Raw genomic sequence first — 17,597 nt, forward strand, 5'->3', positions numbered from 1 at the left:
GCTGGAGGCCGGTTCGCTCCGGCGGCTCCGGGCACCGGGGTCCGGGATCTGCCGCGGCGCTCCTGCGCGGAGGCCGCCGGGAGCACCGATCAGGCACCGGCGTCCGGGGGGGGGCGTGGGCGGTGGGTCGTGGGCCGTGTGGGCCGGGAGTCGCCGCCCGGGCGTCCGGAGCCCCGGGCCGGGAGCCGCCGCGTCCCCGCACGGGGACGGGGGCCGTGCGCCGGTGCCCGGCGTCAGGCGGCCGGTCGTGCGAGCAGGTCCGGCACGTCCGCGAAGGAGTCGACCACGTGGTCCGGGGTGCCGTCGGCGGCAGCGTATGTCTCCGGACGGTACTTGCCGGTCCTGACCAGCGCCCCGGTCATGCCGTGGTGCTGGGCGGCCAGCACGTCCGTCTCGATGTCGTCGCCGACCATCAGCGTCCGGGCCGGGTCCGCTCCGAGGTGGGCGAGCGCGGCGGCGAAGAACGCCCCGGACGGCTTGCCGGTGACGACGGCTCCGGTGCCCGCGGCTCGCTCCAGGCCGAGGAGGAAGGCGCCCGTGTCGAGGTCGAGCCCACCGGCGGTGCGCCAGTACAGGTTGCGGTGCATGGCGACGAGGGCCGCGCCCCGCTGGACGAGGTGGAAGGCCCGGTTGAGGGCGGCGTAGCCGAACGCGGTGCCCGCCCCGCCGAGGACGACGACGTCCGGCACGGCGCCCTCGGAGTCCTCCGCCTCCACCAGCGTCACCCCGGACAGGTCTCCCCGCACGTCACCGGCGCTGATCAGCAGGCAGCGGGCTCCGGGGTGGTGCTCGCGCAGGTGGGCGGCGGTGACCGCGGGTGCGGTCAGGATGTCGTCGGGGCCGACGGGGAAGCCCGCGGCGCCGAGCCGGCGGGCGATCGAAGCACGCGTCCGTGAGGTGGTGTTGGTGACGAGCGCGAGCGGTGTGCCGGCCTCCCGCAGGCGTTCCACGGCCCGCACAGCGCCGGGCAGCGGCTCCCAGGACACGGTGAGCACCCCGTCGATGTCGATCAGGACCGCGTCGATTCGCTCCATGGACCGATCGTCCCCGACTTGCCGGACCGGCGCACATGGGCTTCTTTCGAAGTGGGGGGCGTGCTGCGTGTGCCGCCCTCCCGCACTGTCGGAGACCTCTCCTGGAGGTGAACCACCGTGCTGTTCACCGACCGCACGGACGCGGGGCGACGGCTGGCCGGGGCGCTGCGGCACCTGCGCGGACGCGATCCCGTCGTCCTGGGGCTGCCGCGCGGCGGCGTCCCGGTGGCCTACGAGGTGGCGCGGGACCTCGGCGCTCCGCTCGATGTGATCGTGGTCCGCAAGCTCGGCGTCCCGTACCACCCGGAGCTGGGGTTCGGGGCCGTCGGCGAGGACGGGGTCCGGGTCGTCAGCGAGGAGATCGTCCGCCGCGCCGGGGTCGGCGAGAGGGATCTCGCGGCCGTCGAGCGGGCCGAGGAGGCCGAGCTCGTCCGGAGGGCGCACGCCTACCGGGAGGGCCGTCCGCGTCTTCCGCTGGAGGGGCGCGCGGTGATCGTGGTGGACGACGGGGTCGCGACCGGAGCGACCGCGAGAGCCGCCTGCCGGGTGGTGCGGGCCCAGGGCGCCGCGTATGTCGTCCTGGCCGTGCCGGTGGCCTCGCCGGACGCCGCCACGGAGCTGCGCCGGGACGCCGACGAGGTCGTGTGCCTGTCCACGCCGAGCCTGTTCTCCGCGGTGGGCGAGTGGTACCGGGACTTCTCCCAGACCTCCGACGCGGAGGTGATCTCCCTGCTGACCCGGGCCTCGGCGGGCGCCGCGATCTCCGAGAAGGTCGAGGTCGACGCGGGCGGGGTGCCGCTCGCCGGTGACCTGGTGCTTCCCGGGGACGCCGGGGCGGTGGTGGTGTTCGCCCATGGTTCGGGCAGCAGCCGCTTCAGCCCGCGCAACCGCTCGGTGGCCACGGTCCTGAACCGCGCCGGTCTGGGAACGCTGCTCTTCGACCTGCTCACCCCCGGCGAGGAGGTCTACCGCGCGAACGTCTTCGACATCCGTCTGCTGGCGGGCCGGCTCGCGGACACCACCGACTGGCTGCGGCGCCGGATCTCGCTCCCGGTCGGCTCGTTCGGGGCGAGCACGGGGGCGGCGGCTACGTTGCGGGCCGCCGCCGCGGCGGACTCGGGTGTCGGCGCCGTGGTCTCCCGCGGCGGACGCCCCGACCTGGCCGGCGCCGACCTGTCCGCGGTGCGCGCGCCGACCCTGCTCGTCGTGGGCGGCGACGACACCACGGTGCTCGGCCTCAACCGGCAGGCGCAGGCGGCGCTGCACTGCGAGAACCGGCTGGAGGTCGTGCCGGGCGCGACCCACCTGTTCGAGGAGCCGGGCGCCCTCGACCGCGTCGCGGACCTGGCACGGGACTGGTTCACGGCCCACCTCCTGCGATAACCGCCCGGCCGCGCCCGGCCCTTGGTATCCCCGGACCACGGGCGAGCGGCGCGACAGGCAGGCGGCCGAGCAGGCGGGCGGCCTATCCTCTGCGGAGCGTCACCGGAGCGGGCGGAGGGGCGCGCCAGGGCTTCGGGGGCCGCCGGGTCACGAGGTCCTGGAATCGGCCCGGGGCGCCCGGGCGGATTGGGGGTGCGGTCATGCGGGTGCGGCTGGTCGACGGAGCGGGGCTCGCCGCGTACGGCGAAGGGATCCGGCGGGTGTACGCCGACGCGTTCTCGGCGCCGCCGTGGGACGAGGACCCGGCGTCCGCGGGCCGGTACACCGAGCGGCTCGCCGAGGACGCCGAACGCCCCGGTTTCACCGCGGCCCTGGCGCTCGACGGGGACACCGTGCGGGGGTTCGCCACCGCCTGGACCACGCCCGGCACCCTCCCCTCCGGTTCCGGTTCCGGCACCGGAGCTGTCGCCGAGGCGCTCGGGCCCGAGCGCTTCACGCGGTGGCTGTGCGGCGCCCTGAAGGTGGACGAACTCGCCGTCTCCTCGCACGCGCGCCGCACCGGGCTGGGCGCGGGGCTGCTCTCCGCGGTCACCCGGAACGCACCGGACGGGCGGTGCTGGCTGCTCACGTCCGTCCGAGCGGAGCCGGCCCTGCGCCTCTACCGGCGCACGGGGTGGTACCGGATCCCGGTGGCCGTTCCCGGCCGGGCGGGGCTCACCGTGCTGCTCGGGCCCGGTCACCCGGCGGCGGCCGGTACCCATCCGTAGCCGAGGCTCCGCGCACCGCACGGCATGAATCGATTCAAGCCGCCGGAAGATAGTGGCCCGCCCTGACGACTGTCAAGGGCGCCCGCCCATTCCTCCCACCCAGGTCGCACATCGCGCCTCCTCACGGAACTTCTCGGCATCAACCCATTGACTGTGCCCGCAATCCCCGTTTAGCTTCCGAGCAACCTCATTGAAACCTTTCACGGCGGGTGGTGCGGAACGGTCCACCGCTGAGGAGCTCCCATGAACCAGTCCGCCCCGGACCCGGCCCCGGTCCTGGCCCTGAAGGGCGTGAGCAAGTCCTTCGGTGCCGTACGGGCCCTGCGGGACGTGTCCCTGCAGTTGTTCCCCGGCGAGGCCCACGCACTCGCGGGGGAGAACGGTGCAGGCAAGTCGACCCTCATCAAGGCCCTCGCCGGAGTGCACCGGCCGGACGGCGGGGAGGTGCTCCTCGACGGCGCGCCCGTCGTCTTCCACGGCCCGGCGGACGCGCGTGACGCGGGCATCGCCGTCATCTACCAGGAGCCGACGCTCTTCCCCGATCTCTCGGTCGCCGAGAACATCTTCATGGGCCGTCAGCCGCGGCGGTCCCTGGGCCGGATCGACCGCAGGGCCGTGCACGCGACCACCGCCGGGCTGATGCGGAGGCTGGGGGTGGACCTGGCACCGGACCGGCCGGCCCGCGGCCTGTCGATCGCCGACCAGCAGATCGTCGAGATCGCCAAGGCCCTCTCCTTCGACGCCCGTGTCCTGATCATGGACGAGCCGACGGCCGCCCTGACCGGGAGCGAGACCGCCCGGCTCTTCTCCGTCGTCCGCGCACTGCGCGCCGAGGGGGCGGCGGTGCTGTTCATCTCGCACCGCCTGGACGAGATCTTCGCGCTGTGCCAGCGCGTCACGACCCTGCGCGACGGCCGGTGGATCTCCTCCGAGCCGCTCGACGGGCTCACCGAGGACGACCTGGTGCGCAGGATGGTGGGGCGCGACCTCGGCGACCTCTACCCCAAGCAGGACGCCGTGGCCGGCGAGGTCGCCCTGTCGGTCCGCCGGCTGACCCGGGAGGGCGTCTTCCGCGACGTGTCCTTCGACGTCCGCCGCGGCGAGATCGTCGCGCTCGCCGGGCTGGTCGGTGCCGGACGCACCGAGGTCGCCCAGGCGGTCTTCGGGGTGGACCGCGCCGACGCGGGCGAGGTGCGGGTCGCCGGGACGGTGCTGCGCCCCGGTTCGCCGACCGCGGCGATGGACGCCGGGCTCGCGCTCGTGCCGGAGGACCGGCGCCAGCGCGGTCTGGTCATGGATCTGTCCATCGAGCGCAACATCGGCCTCACCGGTCTGGGCGAGGTCCGCAGGCGGGGGCTCGTCAGCCGGACCCTGGAGCACGACCGGGCGGCCGACTGGGCGGTGCGGCTCCAGCTGAAGTACAACCGGCTGGCCGACACCGTGGGCGTGCTGTCCGGCGGCAACCAGCAGAAGGTGGTGCTGGCCAAGTGGCTGGCGACCGGCCCCGCCGTGCTGATCGTCGACGAACCGACCCGCGGGATCGACGTCGGCACCAAGGCGGAGGTCCACCGGCTGCTCTCCTCGCTGGCGGCGGACGGCCTCGCCGTCCTGATGGTCTCCTCCGACCTCCCCGAGGTCATCGGCATGGCCGACCGGGTGCTCGTGATGCACGAGGGCCGGCTGGTCGCCGAGATCCCCCGCGCGGACGCCACCGAGGAGTCGGTCATGGCCGCGGCCACCGGACGCGACGAGAGGGCGGCGGCGTGACCACCACCATCGAGAGCCCCCCGGACACCGGGAAGCCACCGCAGCGCAGTGCCTCCTCGCTGGTGGACGCGGTCTTCCGGGCGCGGGAGATCTCCATCGCCGGGGCGCTGGTCGTGCTCGTCCTCGGCACCTACCTGGCGAACCCGCGCTTCCTGTCCGACCAGGGCGTCAAGGACCTGCTGCTGAACGCATCGATCCTGGTGCTGCTCGCGGTCGGCCAGTCCGCCGTGGTGATCACCCGCAACATCGACCTGTCCGTCGGTTCCGTCGTCGGGCTGTCCGCCTTCGCCTGCGGCACGTTCGTGGCGGGGACCGACCACGGGGTGCCGGTCGTACTGCTGCTCGGCACCGCCGTCGGCGTCGTCTGCGGCCTGGTCTCCGGCGCCCTGGTCAGTTTCGGCCGGGTCCCGGCGCTCGTCGTGACCCTGGGGATGCTCTACATCATCCAGGGCGTCGACTACTGGTGGGCGCAGGGTGAGCAGATCAGCGCGTCGGACGTCCCGGACGCGGTCCTCGGCCTGGGCAGCGGGAGCCTGCTGGGCGTCCCGTACCTGCCGCTGATCTCGCTCGTCCTGCTCGCGGTGACGGCGTACTTCCTGCGCTCCTACCGCTCGGGGCGCGAGCTGTACGCCATCGGGTCGAGCCCCGAGGCCGCCCGCCTCGCCGGCATCCCGATCCGGCGCCGGGTGCTCGCCGCGTACGTCTTCTCCGGGGCCGTCGCCGGCTTCGCCGGGGCCCTGTGGCTGGCCCGCTTCGGCACGGTCGTCGCGGACAACGCGCACGGCTGGGAACTGACCGTCGTCAGCGCCGTGGTGGTCGGCGGGGTCGCGATCACCGGAGGCACCGGCACCGTCTGGGGCGCGGCGCTCGGCGCCCTGCTGCTCACCACCATCGGCAGCGTCCTGGTCGTGCTGAAGGTGGACTCCTTCTGGCAGGGCGCCATCACCGGTGCCCTCCTGCTGCTGGCCATCAGCGTCGACCGGATCGTGAACCTGCGGATGACCGCCGCACTGAGGAAGAGGAACGCCCGTCATGACCACGGCGCCTGACACGAAGCCGGCTCCCGCGCCGCGGGCCGCGGCGAAGCCCTCCCCGGTGCGCGCGCCGGCGCTGCGCTGGGACACCGCGGTCGGTGTCCTGCTGGTGGCGGTCCTCGTCGTGGGGCTCGGCACCACCGAGGGTTTCGGCTCGGGCGGGAACCTCGCCTTCGCCTTCAACGACATCGCCGAAGTCGCCCTCATCGCCCTGCCGATGACCCTCCTGGTCGTCGCCGGCCAGGTCGACCTGTCGGTCGCCTCCATGCTGGGCCTGGGCAGTGCGCTGACCGGCGCGCTGTGGGAGGCGGGCTGGGCGTTCGAGACGATCGTCCCGGTGGTGCTCCTGGTGGGGGTCGCCGGGGGGCTCCTCAACGGCTGGCTGGTCACCCGGGTGGGGCTGCCGTCCCTGGCCGTCACGATCGGCACGCTGGCGCTGTACCGGGGGCTGGCCTCGGTGGTGCTCGGCAGCGACGCGGTGACGGACTTCCCGCAGGTCTACGCGGACTGGGCGGTCGACACGACGACCGTCCCGGGCACCTTCGTCACCTATCCGGTGCTGCTGTTCGCCGTGCTGGCGGTGATCACCGCGGTGGTGCTGCACGCCACCGGGCTCGGCCGCGCCCTCTTCGCGATCGGCGCCCAGGAGGAGGCGGCGTACTTCGCCGGCATCCGGGTCAAGCGGATCAAGCTGCTGCTGTTCGTGGTGACCGGGCTGTTCTCCGCGTTCGCGGGCGTGGTCTTCACCCTCCGGTACGGAAGTGCCCGCGCGGACAACGGACTCGGCTTCGAGATGCTCGTCATCGCGTCGGTCCTGCTCGGCGGCATCGACTTCGACGGCGGGAAGGGCACGCTCTTCGGCGCGGTCGCCGGTGTCCTGCTGATCGGCCTGCTGAAGAACCTGCTCACCCTCAACGACATCGCCAACGAGGTGCAGGTCATCGTGACCGGGCTGCTGCTCGTGGCGTCCGTCCTGACGCCGCGGGTCGTGGCCGCGGTCGTCGAACGACGGCACCGGCGGGCCGCGGCCGGCCCCGCGTCCCGGACGTAGTCCCGTCCCTCTCCCGTCTCCGCACGTCCTCGCCGTCTCCCCGTACGTCCTCGCCCCTCTTCGAAAGGCACACGCCGCCATGATGCTCCGCAATGCCGCCGGGCGCCGCGCCGTCGCGACCGCAGCCGCCGCCGTCTCCCTCACCCTCGCACTCGCCGCCTGTTCCGGCACGACGAAGGGCAGTGAGGAGAGCGGGGGCGCGAAGGCCGGAAGTTCCGCGAAGGCCGATCCGGACGCCCCGCTGAAGAAGGGGCTGAAGATCGCCTTCCTGCCGAAGCAGATCAACAACCCGTACGAGAAGATCGTCGACGAGGCGGGCATCGAGGCGGCGAAGGAGTACGGCGGCACCGGCAAGGAGGTCGGTCCGTCCGACGCGAACGCGTCCTCGCAGGTCTCCTACATCAACACCCTGATCCAGCAGCACCAGGACGCCATCCTCGTCGCGGCGAACGACCCGAACGCGGTGTGCGGCCCGCTCAAGCAGGCCATGAAGAAGGACATCAAGGTCGTCGCGTACGACTCCGACACGGCGAAGGACTGCCGGCAGCTCTTCATCAACCAGGCGGGCTCGGAGGAGATCGGCCGCAGTCTGGTCCAGCACCTCGGGAAGCAGATCGGCTACAAGGGCAAGATCGCGATCCTGTCGGCCACGCAGAACGCGACGAACCAGAACACCTGGATCGAGTTCATGAAGGAGGAGCTGAAGCTCCCCGCGTACAAGGACATGGAACTGGTCAAGGTGGCGTACGGCGACGACGCGGACCAGAAGTCGTTCCAGCAGACGCAGGGCCTGATGCAGGCCTACCCCGACCTCAAGGGCATCATCTCCCCCACGACGGTCGGGATCGCCGCCGCGGCGCGCTACCTCAGCGACTCCTCGTACCAGGGCAAGGTCGTCCTGAACGGGCTGGGCACCCCGAACCAGATGCGCACGTACGTCAAGGACGGCACGGTCGAGCAGTTCTCGCTGTGGAACCCGGAGGAGCTCGGCTACCTCGGCTCGTACGCGGCGGCGGCGCTGGCCTCGGGGCAGATCACCGGCGCGGAGGGGGAGAAGTTCGAGGCGGGCAAGCTCGGCGAGTACACCGTCGGCAAGGACGGCGAGGTCATCCTCGGCGAGCCGACGGTCTTCGACGCCGGGAACATCGACACGTTCGACTTCTGACCGGGGGCCGTCTCCATGCAGCGTGTCTGCTTTCTGCTGAAGGTCCGTGAGGACCGCACGGACGAGTACCGCGCGCGTCACGCCGCGGTGTGGCCGGAGATGCTCGCGGCCCTGTCGGAGGCGGGCTGGCGGAACTACTCGCTGTTCCTGCGCGAGGACGGCCTGCTGGTCGGCTGTCTGGAGACGGAGGACTTCGACGCGGCCCGGGAGGCCATGGCCGCGACCGAGGTCAACGCGCGGTGGCAGCGGGACATGGCCGGGTTCTTCGAGCAGCCGGAGGCCGCCGACGCGGCCATGGTGCCGCTGACCGAGGTGTTCCACCTGGCGTGACGGACCGGCGGGGCGCCGCCCGGTCCGAGGGCCGGCGGGGACGCCGCCGTCCGACGCGCCCGGCGCGGGGACCGCCCCGCGCCGGGCCCGGCCGGGTGTCAGCCGATCTCGCCCTCGTCGCCGGGCGGGGCGCCGCCCGTGCCGTTCCTGAGCCGGTCGGCCCGCTCGATCATCGTCGCGAGCTTCGCCACCGCGTCGTCCTCGGTGGCGGCGGCCAGTTTCCGTGCACGGGACGCGAGTTCGCCGAGTGCGGGTGTTCCGGGGAGGTCGCCGCCGCGCAGTGTGTCCGCGAAGTACGCGGCCACCGCGGTGACCTGGAGCCGTGTGCCGGTGCCGCCCCAGAGCGCGCCGTCGATCGCGCCGGTGGTCACCGACCCGGTCGCCTCGTGCGCCTTCCTCGTCTTCGGGTCGAGCCACCGCACGGTCGCCGTCGCGACGCGGCCGGAGGCTCCCTCGCGGAGCCGCACGGCGTAGAGCGCGGTCACCGTGTGGCCGGGGCCGACCTCGCCGCCGTCGACGCCGTCGTCCCGGAAGTCCTCGTCGGCGACCTTGCGGTTCTCGTAGCCGATCAGCCTGAACTGCCGGACGGTCGCGCGGTCGAAGGCCACCTGGGCCTTGGCGTCGCGGGCCCGGAGTGCGACGTGGGCGGGCAGCTGGTCGACGAAGACCTTCCTGGCCTGGGCCTCGTCGGCGATGTACGTGGTGTTGCCGTCGCCCCGGTTGGTGAGGCGTTCCATCAGCCGGTCGCCGTACTCGCTGCCGACGCCCACGCCGAACAGGGTGATCCCGTACTCCTCCCGGGCGTCCCCGACGCGTTCCAGGATCGCGTCCGCCTCGGTCTCGCCGGTGTTGGCGAGGGCGTCGGAGAGCAGCACCACCCGGTTGGTGGCGCCCTTGCGGTGGCCCTCGACCGCCTCCTCGTAGCCCTGTGCGACGCCGGCCGCCACGTTCGTGGAGTCGGTGGGCTCCATCTCCTCGACGGCGTCCCGGAGCGTGGTGCGGTTGCCCCGGAGCCGGGTCATCGGGAGCAGGGTCTCGGCCTCGTCGCTGAAGGTGACCAGGGAGACGGAGTCGTCGTCGCGGAGTTCGTCGGCGAGCAGGCCCAGCGAGGTCTTCACCAGGTCGAGACGGCCCGGTTCGGCCATCGATCCGGAGATGTCGACGACGAAGGTCAGGGCGGCGGGCGGTCGTTCGCCGGTGTCCGGGGCCTCCTTGGTGGCCAGTCCGACGCGGACGAGCGACCAGTCGTCGGCGCCGGACGCGGCCCCGTCGACGTTCACCGAGAAGCCGTCGCCCGCCGGCCGCTCGTAGCCCTGGCGGAAGCTGTTGACGAACTCCTCGGGGCGCACCGTGTCGGCCGCCGGAAGCCGCCCGTCGCCCAGAGTGCGGCGCGCGTAGCCGTAGCCGGCGGTGTCGACGTCGAGCGCGAACGTCGACAGATAGTCGGGCGCCTCGCTCGTGCGGCCCGTGTCCTCCTCCGCCCGGTCCGCCCCGCCCTGCCGCTGCTCCGGTGCGGCGGGCCGGGCGTCCGACGGCTGCCGTCCGCCGGCGGGTCCGCCGCCGGAAGCGCGGTCGACGGCCGATTCACCGGTCGTCCCCGATCCGGAGCAGCCGGTCATCAGCACCCCGCCCGCCAGGAGCAGCGCGAGCGCTCCTCGGTACGTCCTTGTCCTGCGGTCCATCCGTCCCCCCACGTCGTCGGCATCTGTGACTGTGACGTGCGGGGCGGCCGGGCGGAGTCGTCAGGAGCGTTGCGGAACCGTCTCGATGGCGCAACGACGGGCGGCGCGGCGGCGGAGGGTCAGGACACGATGTCCTTACGGCTGAACCCGCGGAAGGCGAGGGCGAACAGGATCAGGGCGTAGGCCACCGACACCGCGGCCCCCTTGGCCATCCCGCCCCAGGCGAGGTCGGGCTGGAGGGCGTCGGCCCAGGCGAACTGCCAGTGCGCGGGGAGGAACTCGCGCCAGCTCCCGAGGGCGGTGACCGCGTCCAGGACGTTGCCGACGATCGTGAGCCCGACCGCGCCGCCCACCGCGCCCAGCGGCGCGTCCGTCTTGGTCGACAGCCAGAACGCCAGTCCGGCGGTGACGAGTTGCGAGACGAAGACGAACGCGACGACCAGGGCGAGGCGCGGCACGGTGTCGGAGGTGGCGAGCGCGCCCCCGGTGGGGAGCCTGAGCGGCCCCCAGCCGTAGGCGACGGCTCCCGCCCCGAGCGCGACGAGCGGCAGCAGCACCATCGCGGCGAGGCTGAAGCCGAGTGCCACGACGAGCTTGCTCCACAGCAGCCGGGAGCGGGGCACGGGCGCCGCGAGGAGGTAGCGCAGGGAGGACCAGCTCGCCTCGGAGGCGACGGTGTCCCCGCAGAACAGGGCGACGGGCACCACGAGCAGGAAGCCCGCGGAGACGAAGAGGCTGGTCGCCGCGAAGTTCGCGGCCGACTCCGTCGCGACGTCCATGAGGTTGATCCGGGAGCCGCCCCCCTCGCCGCCGGGTGTGCCGCCGATGGCGAAGGCGGTGATGAGGACGAACGGCAGGGCCGCCAGCACCCCGCCCATCAGCAGGGTGCGGCGCCTGCGCAGCTGCCTCATCGCCTCGACGCGCAGCGGCAGGGTCCGGCGGGCGTGGTAGCCGGGGGCTTCGGCGAGGGCCAGGGCCTCGGGTGCGGAGCTCATGCGGATCCTTGGGAGATGAGGGTGAGGAACGCGTCCTCCAGGCGGCGGTGCGGTCCGACGCCCGTCACCGGCACGTCCAGGCGCACCAGTTCGGCGATCAGCTGCGCCGGGGTGGCGCCGTCGAGGCGGACCAGCAGGCCGCGGCCGTCGTCGGTGCGGACCGCGGAACCGACGCCCGGGAGGGCGGCCGCCTTGTCCACGAGGACCTCGGTGACCTCGGTGTCCGTGGTGACGAGCAGCATGTCCCCGGAGCCGGTGATCTCGGCGACCGGTCCGGCCTGGACGAGCCGTCCGCGGTCCATGACCACCAGGTGCGTGCAGGACTGCTCGACCTCGGAGAGCAGATGGCTGGAGACGATCACGGTGCGGCCCCCGGCCGCGTACCGGATCATCACGTCGCGCATCTCGCGGATCTGGGGCGGGTCGAGCCCGTTGGTGGGTTCGTCGAGGATGAGGAGGTCCGGCATGCCGAGCATGGCCTGGGCGATGGCGAGGCGCTGCCGCATGCCCTGGGAGTAGGTGCGCACGGCGCGGGCGAGTGCGTCGCCGAGCCCGGCGATCTCCAGGGCCTCGTCGATGTGGGCGTCCTCGGCGGGCCGCCCGGTGGCCTGCCAGTAGAGCTCCAGGTTGGAGCGGCCGGACAGGTGCGGGAGGAAGCCGGCGCCCTCGACGAAGGACCCCACGCGGGACAGGACGGGCGCCCCGGGGCGGATCGCGTGCCCGAAGACGCGGATCTCGCCGGCGTCGGGGGTGATGAGCCCCATGAGCATGCGCAGGGTGGTGGTCTTCCCGGCGCCGTTCGGTCCGAGGAGGCCGAGGACCTGGCCCTTCTCGACGCGGAAGCCGAGGTCGCGCACGGCGTAGCGGTCGGTGGCCCCGGCGTACTTCTTGGACAGGTCCGTGATCTGCAACGGCACGTCGGCCAGGGCCGGGTCGGGTGCGGGGGTGGCGGTGCGCCTGCGTGCGGTGAGCAGGAGCAGGGCGGCGATGACGGCGGCGGCCGCGGGGAGTCCCCAGATCCACCACGGCAGCGCGGCGGCGGCGGTCTTCACGTCCGGCGCCGTGGGCACGGTCAGCGCCCCGTCGAGGGTGACGCGGTACGTCGCGGGCTCGGCGGGTGAGGCGTAGGCGAGGTCGGTCGCGGAGAGGACGAGCCGGAGCCGGTGTCCGGCGTCGATCTCGTGGTCGACGGCGGGCAGGGTCAGCTCGACCGGCCTGCCCTGTTCGGCGGGGGTGAACCGGTGGGGGGCGACCAGCTGGGAGGGCAGCACCTGCTGCCTCCCGTCCGGGGAGACGTCGTAGACCTTCCCGAACAGCACCGCGTCGCCCCGGTCCGCCTTCACGGTCACGGTGGCGGTGGGTGAGCCGGTGAGGTGGACGGCGCTGTCCAGCGGGGCGGACTCGAAGCTCGCGTACTGCCCGGGGAAGTCGAGGGAGAGGCCGACGCCGAGCGAGGACAGCTGGGAGAGCCCGCCTCCGATGCCGGGCACCGCGGAGACCGAGGGCGGGCTGGATCCGGCGGGGTTGCGGAAGGTCTGGGTGAGACCGTCCGACGCCGCCCGCCCGCTGCCGCTGCCGGTGGCCGGGAGGCCCGGGCCGCCGTCGCCGCTGCCGGCCGCGGGGGCGTCCTGGCCGTTGCCGCCGCTTCCGGTCCCCGGGGCGTCCTGCCGGGTGTCGGGGGTGGTGTCCTGGGCGACGCCCGGGGCGGGCTGCCGGGGGGTGCCGGTGAGGGTGATCTTCCGTCCGCCGCTGTTCAGCCCGGGGTAGGCGTCGCTGCTGGCGCCGCGCTTCAGGGCGGCGCCGTCGGTGGAGTCGACTCCGCCGGTCCGGGTGACCCGGAAGCCCGGCCCGGTGTCGGCGTTCTCGTCCTGCTTCAGGTACCGGTCGAACCAGTCCCCGATCCGGCTCTGGACGCGGTCGCCCTCGTCGTCACCGCCGTCGTGCCCGCCCGCGATCCAGTCGACGGACACGGGAGAGCCGTTGGCCTCGATGGCCCGGGCCATGGCGTCGGCCTGGCCGAGCGGGAAGAGCGAGTCGCTCTGGCCCTGGAGGATGAGCGCGGGCACGTCGATCCGGTCGGCCACGGCGACGGGGGAACGTTCCCTCAGCAGGGCGCGTGCGGCGTCGTCCGGCTTGCCGCTCACGGCGACCCGCTCGTACATCGCGCACAGCTGCTTCTGGAACCTCTCGCAGCCGCCGCCCGAGCTGACGAAGATCCCGGCCCAGAGCTTCTTGAACACCCCGTCGGGGAAGAGCGCTTCGGCGAGGTCCCAGTAGGTGATCACCGGTGCGACGGCGTCGACGCGCCGGTCGTACCCGGCCGCGAGGAGGGACACGGCGCCGCCGTAGGAGGCCCCGGTGACACCGACGCGCGGGTCGCCCTCGGCGTCGAGCTGCACCTCGGGGCGGTCCGCCAGCCAGTCGATCAGCCCGGAGACGTCCTTGACCTCGGCGTCGGGGGCGTTGAGCTCGATCTCCCCGGTGGTTTTGCCGAACCCCCGGGCGGACCAGGTCAGGACGGCGTACCCGTCGGCCGCCAGTTTCTCCGCCTGGGCGCGCACGTCGTTCTTGCTGCCGCCGAAGCCGTGACCGATCAGGACGGCCGGCCGGCGCCCGCTGCCCCCGGACGTGAAGTACGAGGTGTCGACGGACACCCCGTTCATCTTCAGCATCCGGTCCTGCCGGTGCACGGACGGCGCGCTGTCGTCGGCGGTGGCGGTCCAGGTACCGGCGCCCACGAGCACGGCGAGGGCGGCGACGACCGCGGCCCACCGGCCTCGGGTACGGGGCAGCCGGTGCCGCCACCGGGAAGTCGGGTTCTCCATGACTCGACCCTAGACGGAGCGGCCCGGGGGCCGGGGCGTCCCCGGGCGGAGCTGCGCGGCATCCCTGGGAGGTACGCCCGGCCCCTGCCCTACTCCGTCCGCGGTACGCCGGTGCCGTGAATCCACCCCTATCCGCGCATTCGCACCCGGTGGGCCGGGTCCGGCGGGCCGGTCCGGCCTCGTGGTCGGGTGCGGGCCCGCTTCGCGCGCCGGCCCGGGTGCGGGTCCAGGGGCGGCTCCGGCTCACGGCGCGGGCCCGTCGGGGGCTGCCGGGCCTCACGGGCCGGTCGGCACCGGGGGCCGGAAGCCGGTGAGCGGCTCCTCGGCAGGCAGGAGGGCGGCCGCCTTCGCGTCCTCGCCCGCCCGGACCAGCGCGTGGATCTCGTGGGCGAGCGGCGTGACGTCGGTGACGGAGACCAGCCACTCGTCGGCGTAGCGCCGTGCCGCCTCGCCGCCGAGGCCGAGCTGGAGGGAGCGGTGGGGCAGCGGGTTCAGGTGGAGGTCGCGTTCCGGGTCCCACTGGACACGGGTGGGGCTGCTGCGCAGATCGCGCTGCCAGGTGGCGCGGTCGGGGTGCGTCCCCCGGACGTAGTGCGAGAGTGCGGCGTTCTCCAGGGCCCAGCCGAAGCCCTCGCGGGTGATCTCCAGGGCGAGCACGGTCTCCTGGCCCTCCTTCGTGCCCCAGCCGCAGCGGTACATCATCCACAGGAAGCTCGGCTTGATCCACGTCATGCGGTCGCGTTTCCAGGCGGCGGGGAAGCGCCCGTCACGAGCTGCGGGCCGTCCGATGGACGGCGGATACGCCTGGTGGACCGTGACGGTGGTGGCCGTGTACCGGGCGCGGATCTCGTGCTGCGGTGGGGACATGGCGTCCAGGATGGCCCGGCGGGGTGCGCGCTGCCACGGGTTTTCCGCCCGGCGCAGCTCGCCCGCCCGGCCGTGCTAGGGGCGCCGGGCCGGTACCGGGCGCAGCGCCGGCCGGCTGTCGAGGAGCGCGCGGCGCAGGTCCGCAGCGAGGGCGCGGAGTGCCCGCAGCCGCCCGTGGTCCGCAGTCGTCCCGGCGACCACCGAGAGCCGGTGGACGAGGCGTTGGCGGGCGGTGGCCGTGCCCCACTCCCAGTCCTCGTGCGGGATGCGGGCGAGGTGGTCGGTGCCGTCGCGGTGGGCGCGCTGGACGAGGGCGTCGCCCCGGATCAGCCAGCCGGCGCAGGCGTCGGCGAGGCCGGTGTCCCGGAGTGCCGTGCCGGTCTCGCTCTGCCAGGCCGTGCGGTAGGCGGCCTCCGCGCGTTCCAGCAAGGGGCCCGCGGCCCTGGTGACGCACCAGCAGGTGGGGAACCCGATGCGGAGGTAGGCGAGTTCGGTCAGGCCGCTGCCGAGGGACGCCTGCTCGAAGTCGATGAACCTGACTCCGCCGGGGGTGTGCAGGTCGTTGCCGGGGCACGGGTCGCCGTGGAGCAGGGCGGTCCCCTCGGTCCGGCCGAGGCGGTCCACGAGGGCGTGGAGTTCGTCGCGCACCCCGGGGCGTTCGGGCACCCCGAGGGTCTCGGCCAGCGCGAGGAACGAGCCGACGTCGGCGGCGGACGGGCCCTGCCACCGGGGAAGGGCTCCGGTGTCGTCGGCGCGGGCGGTGCTGTGGAGCCTGGCGAGGGCCGTCGCATAGCCGACGATCCAGTCGGCGGCGGGCCGCCGGTGGTCGAGGTGTTCGAGGACGAGGACCCGCTCGGCCGGGTCGGTCCCGAGGAGGGCGGGTACGACCGGGGCGCCGGAGGCCCGGCCCGCGATGCGCAGGGCGGCCACCTCGCGGGCGTAGCGCTCGTCGGCCTCGGGAGCCTCCACCAGTTGTTTCAGCACGGCCGGACGGCCGGTCAGTTCGATGCGCCAGACCCGTGAGCGGGGGCTGCTCTCCAGGAGGACCGGGTCAGCCGCGGGCGGGCCCAGCCGGTCTCTCAGTACCTCACCGAACGGAAGTCGCGGCGCCGTCTCCATGCGGCCAGTGTTCCACTCCGGGCTCCGGCGCCCCCAGGATTTTTCCGGGGGCGCCGGAGCCGGTGGACCGGCTCAGTGGTTGCGGGGGAAGCCCAGGTCCACGCCGGCCGGGGCGTCGGACGGGTCGGGCCAGCGGGTGGTGACCACCTTGCCGCGCGTGTAGAAGTGCACGCCGTCGTTGCCGTAGATGTGGTGGTCGCCGAAGAGGGAGTCCTTCCAGCCGCCGAAGGAGTGGTAGCCGACCGGCACCGGGATCGGCACGTTGACGCCGACCATGCCGGCCTCGATCTCCAGCTGGAAGCGGCGGGCCGCGCCGCCGTCCCGGGTGAAGATCGCGGTGCCGTTGCCGAAGGGCGAGGCGTTCATGAGGGCGACGCCGTCCTCGTAGGTGTCGACGCGCAGGACGCACAGCACCGGGCCGAAGATCTCGTCGCGGTAGGCGTCGGAGTCGGTGGAGACGTTGTCCAGGAGGGACAGGCCGATCCAGTGGCCGTCCTCGAAGCCCTCGACCGTGTGGCCGGTGCCGTCGAGCACCACGTCGGCGCCCTGCGCGGCGGCGCCGGTGACGTAGGAGGCGACCTTGTCGCGGTGGGCGGCGGTGATCAGCGGGCCCATCTCGGAGGCGGGGTCCGTGCCGGGCCCGATCGTGATCCTCTCGGCCCGCTCGCGGATCTTGGCCACCAGCTCGTCCGCGACGGAACGCACCGCGACGACCGCGGAGACGGCCATGCAGCGCTCACCTGCGGAGCCGTACGCGGCGGAGACGGCGGCGTCGGCCGCGGCGTCCAGGTCGGCGTCGGGGAGGACCAGCATGTGGTTCTTCGCGCCGCCGAGCGCCTGGACGCGCTTGCCGTGGGCGGAGGCCGTGGTGTGGATGTACCGGGCGATCGGTGTGGAGCCGACGAAGGAGACGGCGGCGACGTCGGGGTGGGCGAGGAGGCCGTCCACGGCGGTCTTGTCACCGTGCAGGACGTTCAGCACCCCGTCGGGCAGTCCCGCCTCGGCGGCGAGCTCGGCGAGCAGGTTGGCGGCCGACGGGTCCTTCTCGCTGGGCTTCAGGACGAAGGTGTTCCCGCACGCGACGGCCAGCGGGAACATCCACATCGGCACCATGGCGGGGAAGTTGAAGGGCGTGATGCCCGCGACGACGCCCAGCGGCTGGCGGATCGAGGCGACATCGACCCGGCTGGAGACCTGCGTCGACAGCTCGCCCTTCAGCTGGGTGGTGATGCCGCAGGCCAGTTCCACGATCTCCAGGCCGCGGGCGACCTCGCCGAGCGCGTCGGAGTGCACCTTGCCGTGTTCGGCGGTGATCAGTGCGGCGATCTCGTCGCGGTGGGCGTCGAGCAGGGCCCGGTAGCGGAAGAGGACGGCGGTGCGGGCGGAGAGCGAGGAGGTGCCCCAGGTCTCGTACGCGGTCTTCGCTGCGGCGACCGCGGCGTCGACCTCCTCGGTGGACGCGAGCGCGACCCGGGTGGTGACGGCGCCGGTCGCCGGGTCGGTGACCGGCCCGTGGTTGCCCGACGTGCCCTCGACGGTCTTGCCACCGATCCAGTGGTTGACGGTCTTCATGACGGG

The 17,597-nt window shown here is 73.7% G+C and carries 14 protein-coding genes; 7 read left to right on the top strand and 7 right to left on the bottom strand.

Annotated elements, in window-relative coordinates:
* Window positions 1-233 precede the first annotated feature (233 nt).
* Window positions 234-1,208 (bottom strand): HAD-IIA family hydrolase, encoded by a 975-nt coding sequence (locus ABZ172_RS12015; protein WP_356882903.1) that lies wholly within the window; start codon window positions 1,206-1,208, stop codon window positions 234-236.
* On the opposite strand from ABZ172_RS12015, the gene ABZ172_RS12020 reads away from it, so the two are divergent.
* The 7 genes from ABZ172_RS12020 (at window position 1,152) to ABZ172_RS12050 (ending at window position 8,531) form a co-directional block, all read left to right on the top strand.
* A complete protein-coding gene (locus ABZ172_RS12020; RefSeq protein WP_356882905.1) occupies window positions 1,152-2,417 on the top strand; it encodes a phosphoribosyltransferase family protein in 1,266 nt (421 codons plus the stop codon). The two genes, ABZ172_RS12015 and ABZ172_RS12020, sit on opposite strands and share 57 nt — an antisense overlap.
* Before the next feature lie 200 nt (window positions 2,418-2,617).
* A complete protein-coding gene (locus tag ABZ172_RS12025; RefSeq protein WP_356882907.1) occupies window positions 2,618-3,184 on the top strand; it encodes a GNAT family N-acetyltransferase in 567 nt (188 codons plus the stop codon).
* Window positions 3,185-3,427: 243 nt separating this feature from the next.
* Entirely contained in the window at window positions 3,428-4,951 is a 1,524-nt protein-coding gene (locus ABZ172_RS12030; RefSeq protein ID WP_356882909.1) for a sugar ABC transporter ATP-binding protein, read from the top strand.
* Window positions 4,948-6,000: an ABC transporter permease gene (locus ABZ172_RS12035; protein ID WP_356882911.1), complete on the top strand. Its 1,053-nt coding sequence runs from the start codon at window positions 4,948-4,950 to the stop codon at window positions 5,998-6,000. Before ABZ172_RS12030 ends, ABZ172_RS12035 begins: the two co-directional genes overlap by 4 nt.
* Window positions 5,984-7,036 (top strand): ABC transporter permease, encoded by a 1,053-nt coding sequence (locus ABZ172_RS12040; protein WP_356882913.1) that lies wholly within the window; start codon window positions 5,984-5,986, stop codon window positions 7,034-7,036. The genes ABZ172_RS12035 and ABZ172_RS12040 overlap by 17 nt, the downstream gene beginning before the upstream one ends.
* 79 nt (window positions 7,037-7,115) lie before the next feature.
* Window positions 7,116-8,201, top strand: coding sequence for a rhamnose ABC transporter substrate-binding protein (rhaS, locus tag ABZ172_RS12045; RefSeq protein WP_356882915.1), 1,086 nt, complete (start codon window positions 7,116-7,118; stop codon window positions 8,199-8,201).
* Between the two features lie 15 nt (window positions 8,202-8,216).
* A complete protein-coding gene (locus ABZ172_RS12050) occupies window positions 8,217-8,531 on the top strand; it encodes an L-rhamnose mutarotase (protein WP_356882917.1) in 315 nt (104 codons plus the stop codon).
* Between the two features lie 98 nt (window positions 8,532-8,629).
* On the opposite strand, the gene ABZ172_RS12055 is transcribed toward ABZ172_RS12050, so the two are convergent.
* The 6 genes from ABZ172_RS12055 to mmsA form a co-directional block, all read right to left on the bottom strand.
* Window positions 8,630-10,213, bottom strand: a complete 1,584-nt coding sequence (locus ABZ172_RS12055; RefSeq protein WP_356882919.1) for a von Willebrand factor type A domain-containing protein — start codon at window positions 10,211-10,213, stop codon at window positions 8,630-8,632.
* A 119-nt stretch (window positions 10,214-10,332) separates the two neighbouring features.
* Window positions 10,333-11,208, bottom strand: coding sequence for an ABC transporter permease (locus ABZ172_RS12060; RefSeq protein WP_356882921.1), 876 nt, complete (start codon window positions 11,206-11,208; stop codon window positions 10,333-10,335).
* Complete coding sequence (locus ABZ172_RS12065) at window positions 11,205-14,033, bottom strand: alpha/beta fold hydrolase (protein WP_356882923.1); 2,829 nt, start codon at window positions 14,031-14,033, stop codon at window positions 11,205-11,207. The genes ABZ172_RS12060 and ABZ172_RS12065 overlap by 4 nt, the downstream gene beginning before the upstream one ends.
* Before the next feature lie 276 nt (window positions 14,034-14,309).
* Entirely contained in the window at window positions 14,310-14,900 is a 591-nt protein-coding gene (locus ABZ172_RS12070) for a DUF4291 domain-containing protein (RefSeq protein ID WP_356882925.1), read from the bottom strand.
* A 75-nt stretch (window positions 14,901-14,975) separates the two neighbouring features.
* Complete coding sequence (locus ABZ172_RS12075; RefSeq protein WP_356882927.1) at window positions 14,976-16,019, bottom strand: aminoglycoside phosphotransferase family protein; 1,044 nt, start codon at window positions 16,017-16,019, stop codon at window positions 14,976-14,978.
* A 72-nt stretch (window positions 16,020-16,091) separates the two neighbouring features.
* A complete protein-coding gene (gene mmsA / locus ABZ172_RS12080; RefSeq protein ID WP_356882929.1) occupies window positions 16,092-17,591 on the bottom strand; it encodes a CoA-acylating methylmalonate-semialdehyde dehydrogenase in 1,500 nt (499 codons plus the stop codon).
* Window positions 17,592-17,597 lie beyond the last annotated feature (6 nt).

It is taken from the genome of Streptomyces sp. NPDC006296, assembly GCF_040613235.1.
In the GTDB taxonomy this organism is placed as follows: Bacteria; Actinomycetota; Actinomycetes; order Streptomycetales; family Streptomycetaceae; genus Streptomyces.

Coding starts and splice junctions, on each gene's coding strand:
- ABZ172_RS12025 (WP_356882907.1), top strand. CDS start 2,618: ATGCGGGTGCGGCTGGTCGACGGAGCGGGGCTCGCCGCGTACGGCGAA.
- ABZ172_RS12030 (WP_356882909.1), top strand. CDS start 3,428: ATGAACCAGTCCGCCCCGGACCCGGCCCCGGTCCTGGCCCTGAAGGGC.
- ABZ172_RS12040 (WP_356882913.1), top strand. CDS start 5,984: ATGACCACGGCGCCTGACACGAAGCCGGCTCCCGCGCCGCGGGCCGCG.
- rhaS (WP_356882915.1), top strand. CDS start 7,116: ATGATGCTCCGCAATGCCGCCGGGCGCCGCGCCGTCGCGACCGCAGCC.
- ABZ172_RS12050 (WP_356882917.1), top strand. CDS start 8,217: ATGCAGCGTGTCTGCTTTCTGCTGAAGGTCCGTGAGGACCGCACGGAC.
- ABZ172_RS12055 (WP_356882919.1), bottom strand. CDS start 10,213: ATGGACCGCAGGACAAGGACGTACCGAGGAGCGCTCGCGCTGCTCCTG.
- ABZ172_RS12060 (WP_356882921.1), bottom strand. CDS start 11,208: ATGAGCTCCGCACCCGAGGCCCTGGCCCTCGCCGAAGCCCCCGGCTAC.
- ABZ172_RS12065 (WP_356882923.1), bottom strand. CDS start 14,033: ATGGAGAACCCGACTTCCCGGTGGCGGCACCGGCTGCCCCGTACCCGA.
- ABZ172_RS12070 (WP_356882925.1), bottom strand. CDS start 14,900: ATGTCCCCACCGCAGCACGAGATCCGCGCCCGGTACACGGCCACCACC.
- ABZ172_RS12075 (WP_356882927.1), bottom strand. CDS start 16,019: ATGGAGACGGCGCCGCGACTTCCGTTCGGTGAGGTACTGAGAGACCGG.
- mmsA (WP_356882929.1), bottom strand. CDS start 17,591: ATGAAGACCGTCAACCACTGGATCGGTGGCAAGACCGTCGAGGGCACG.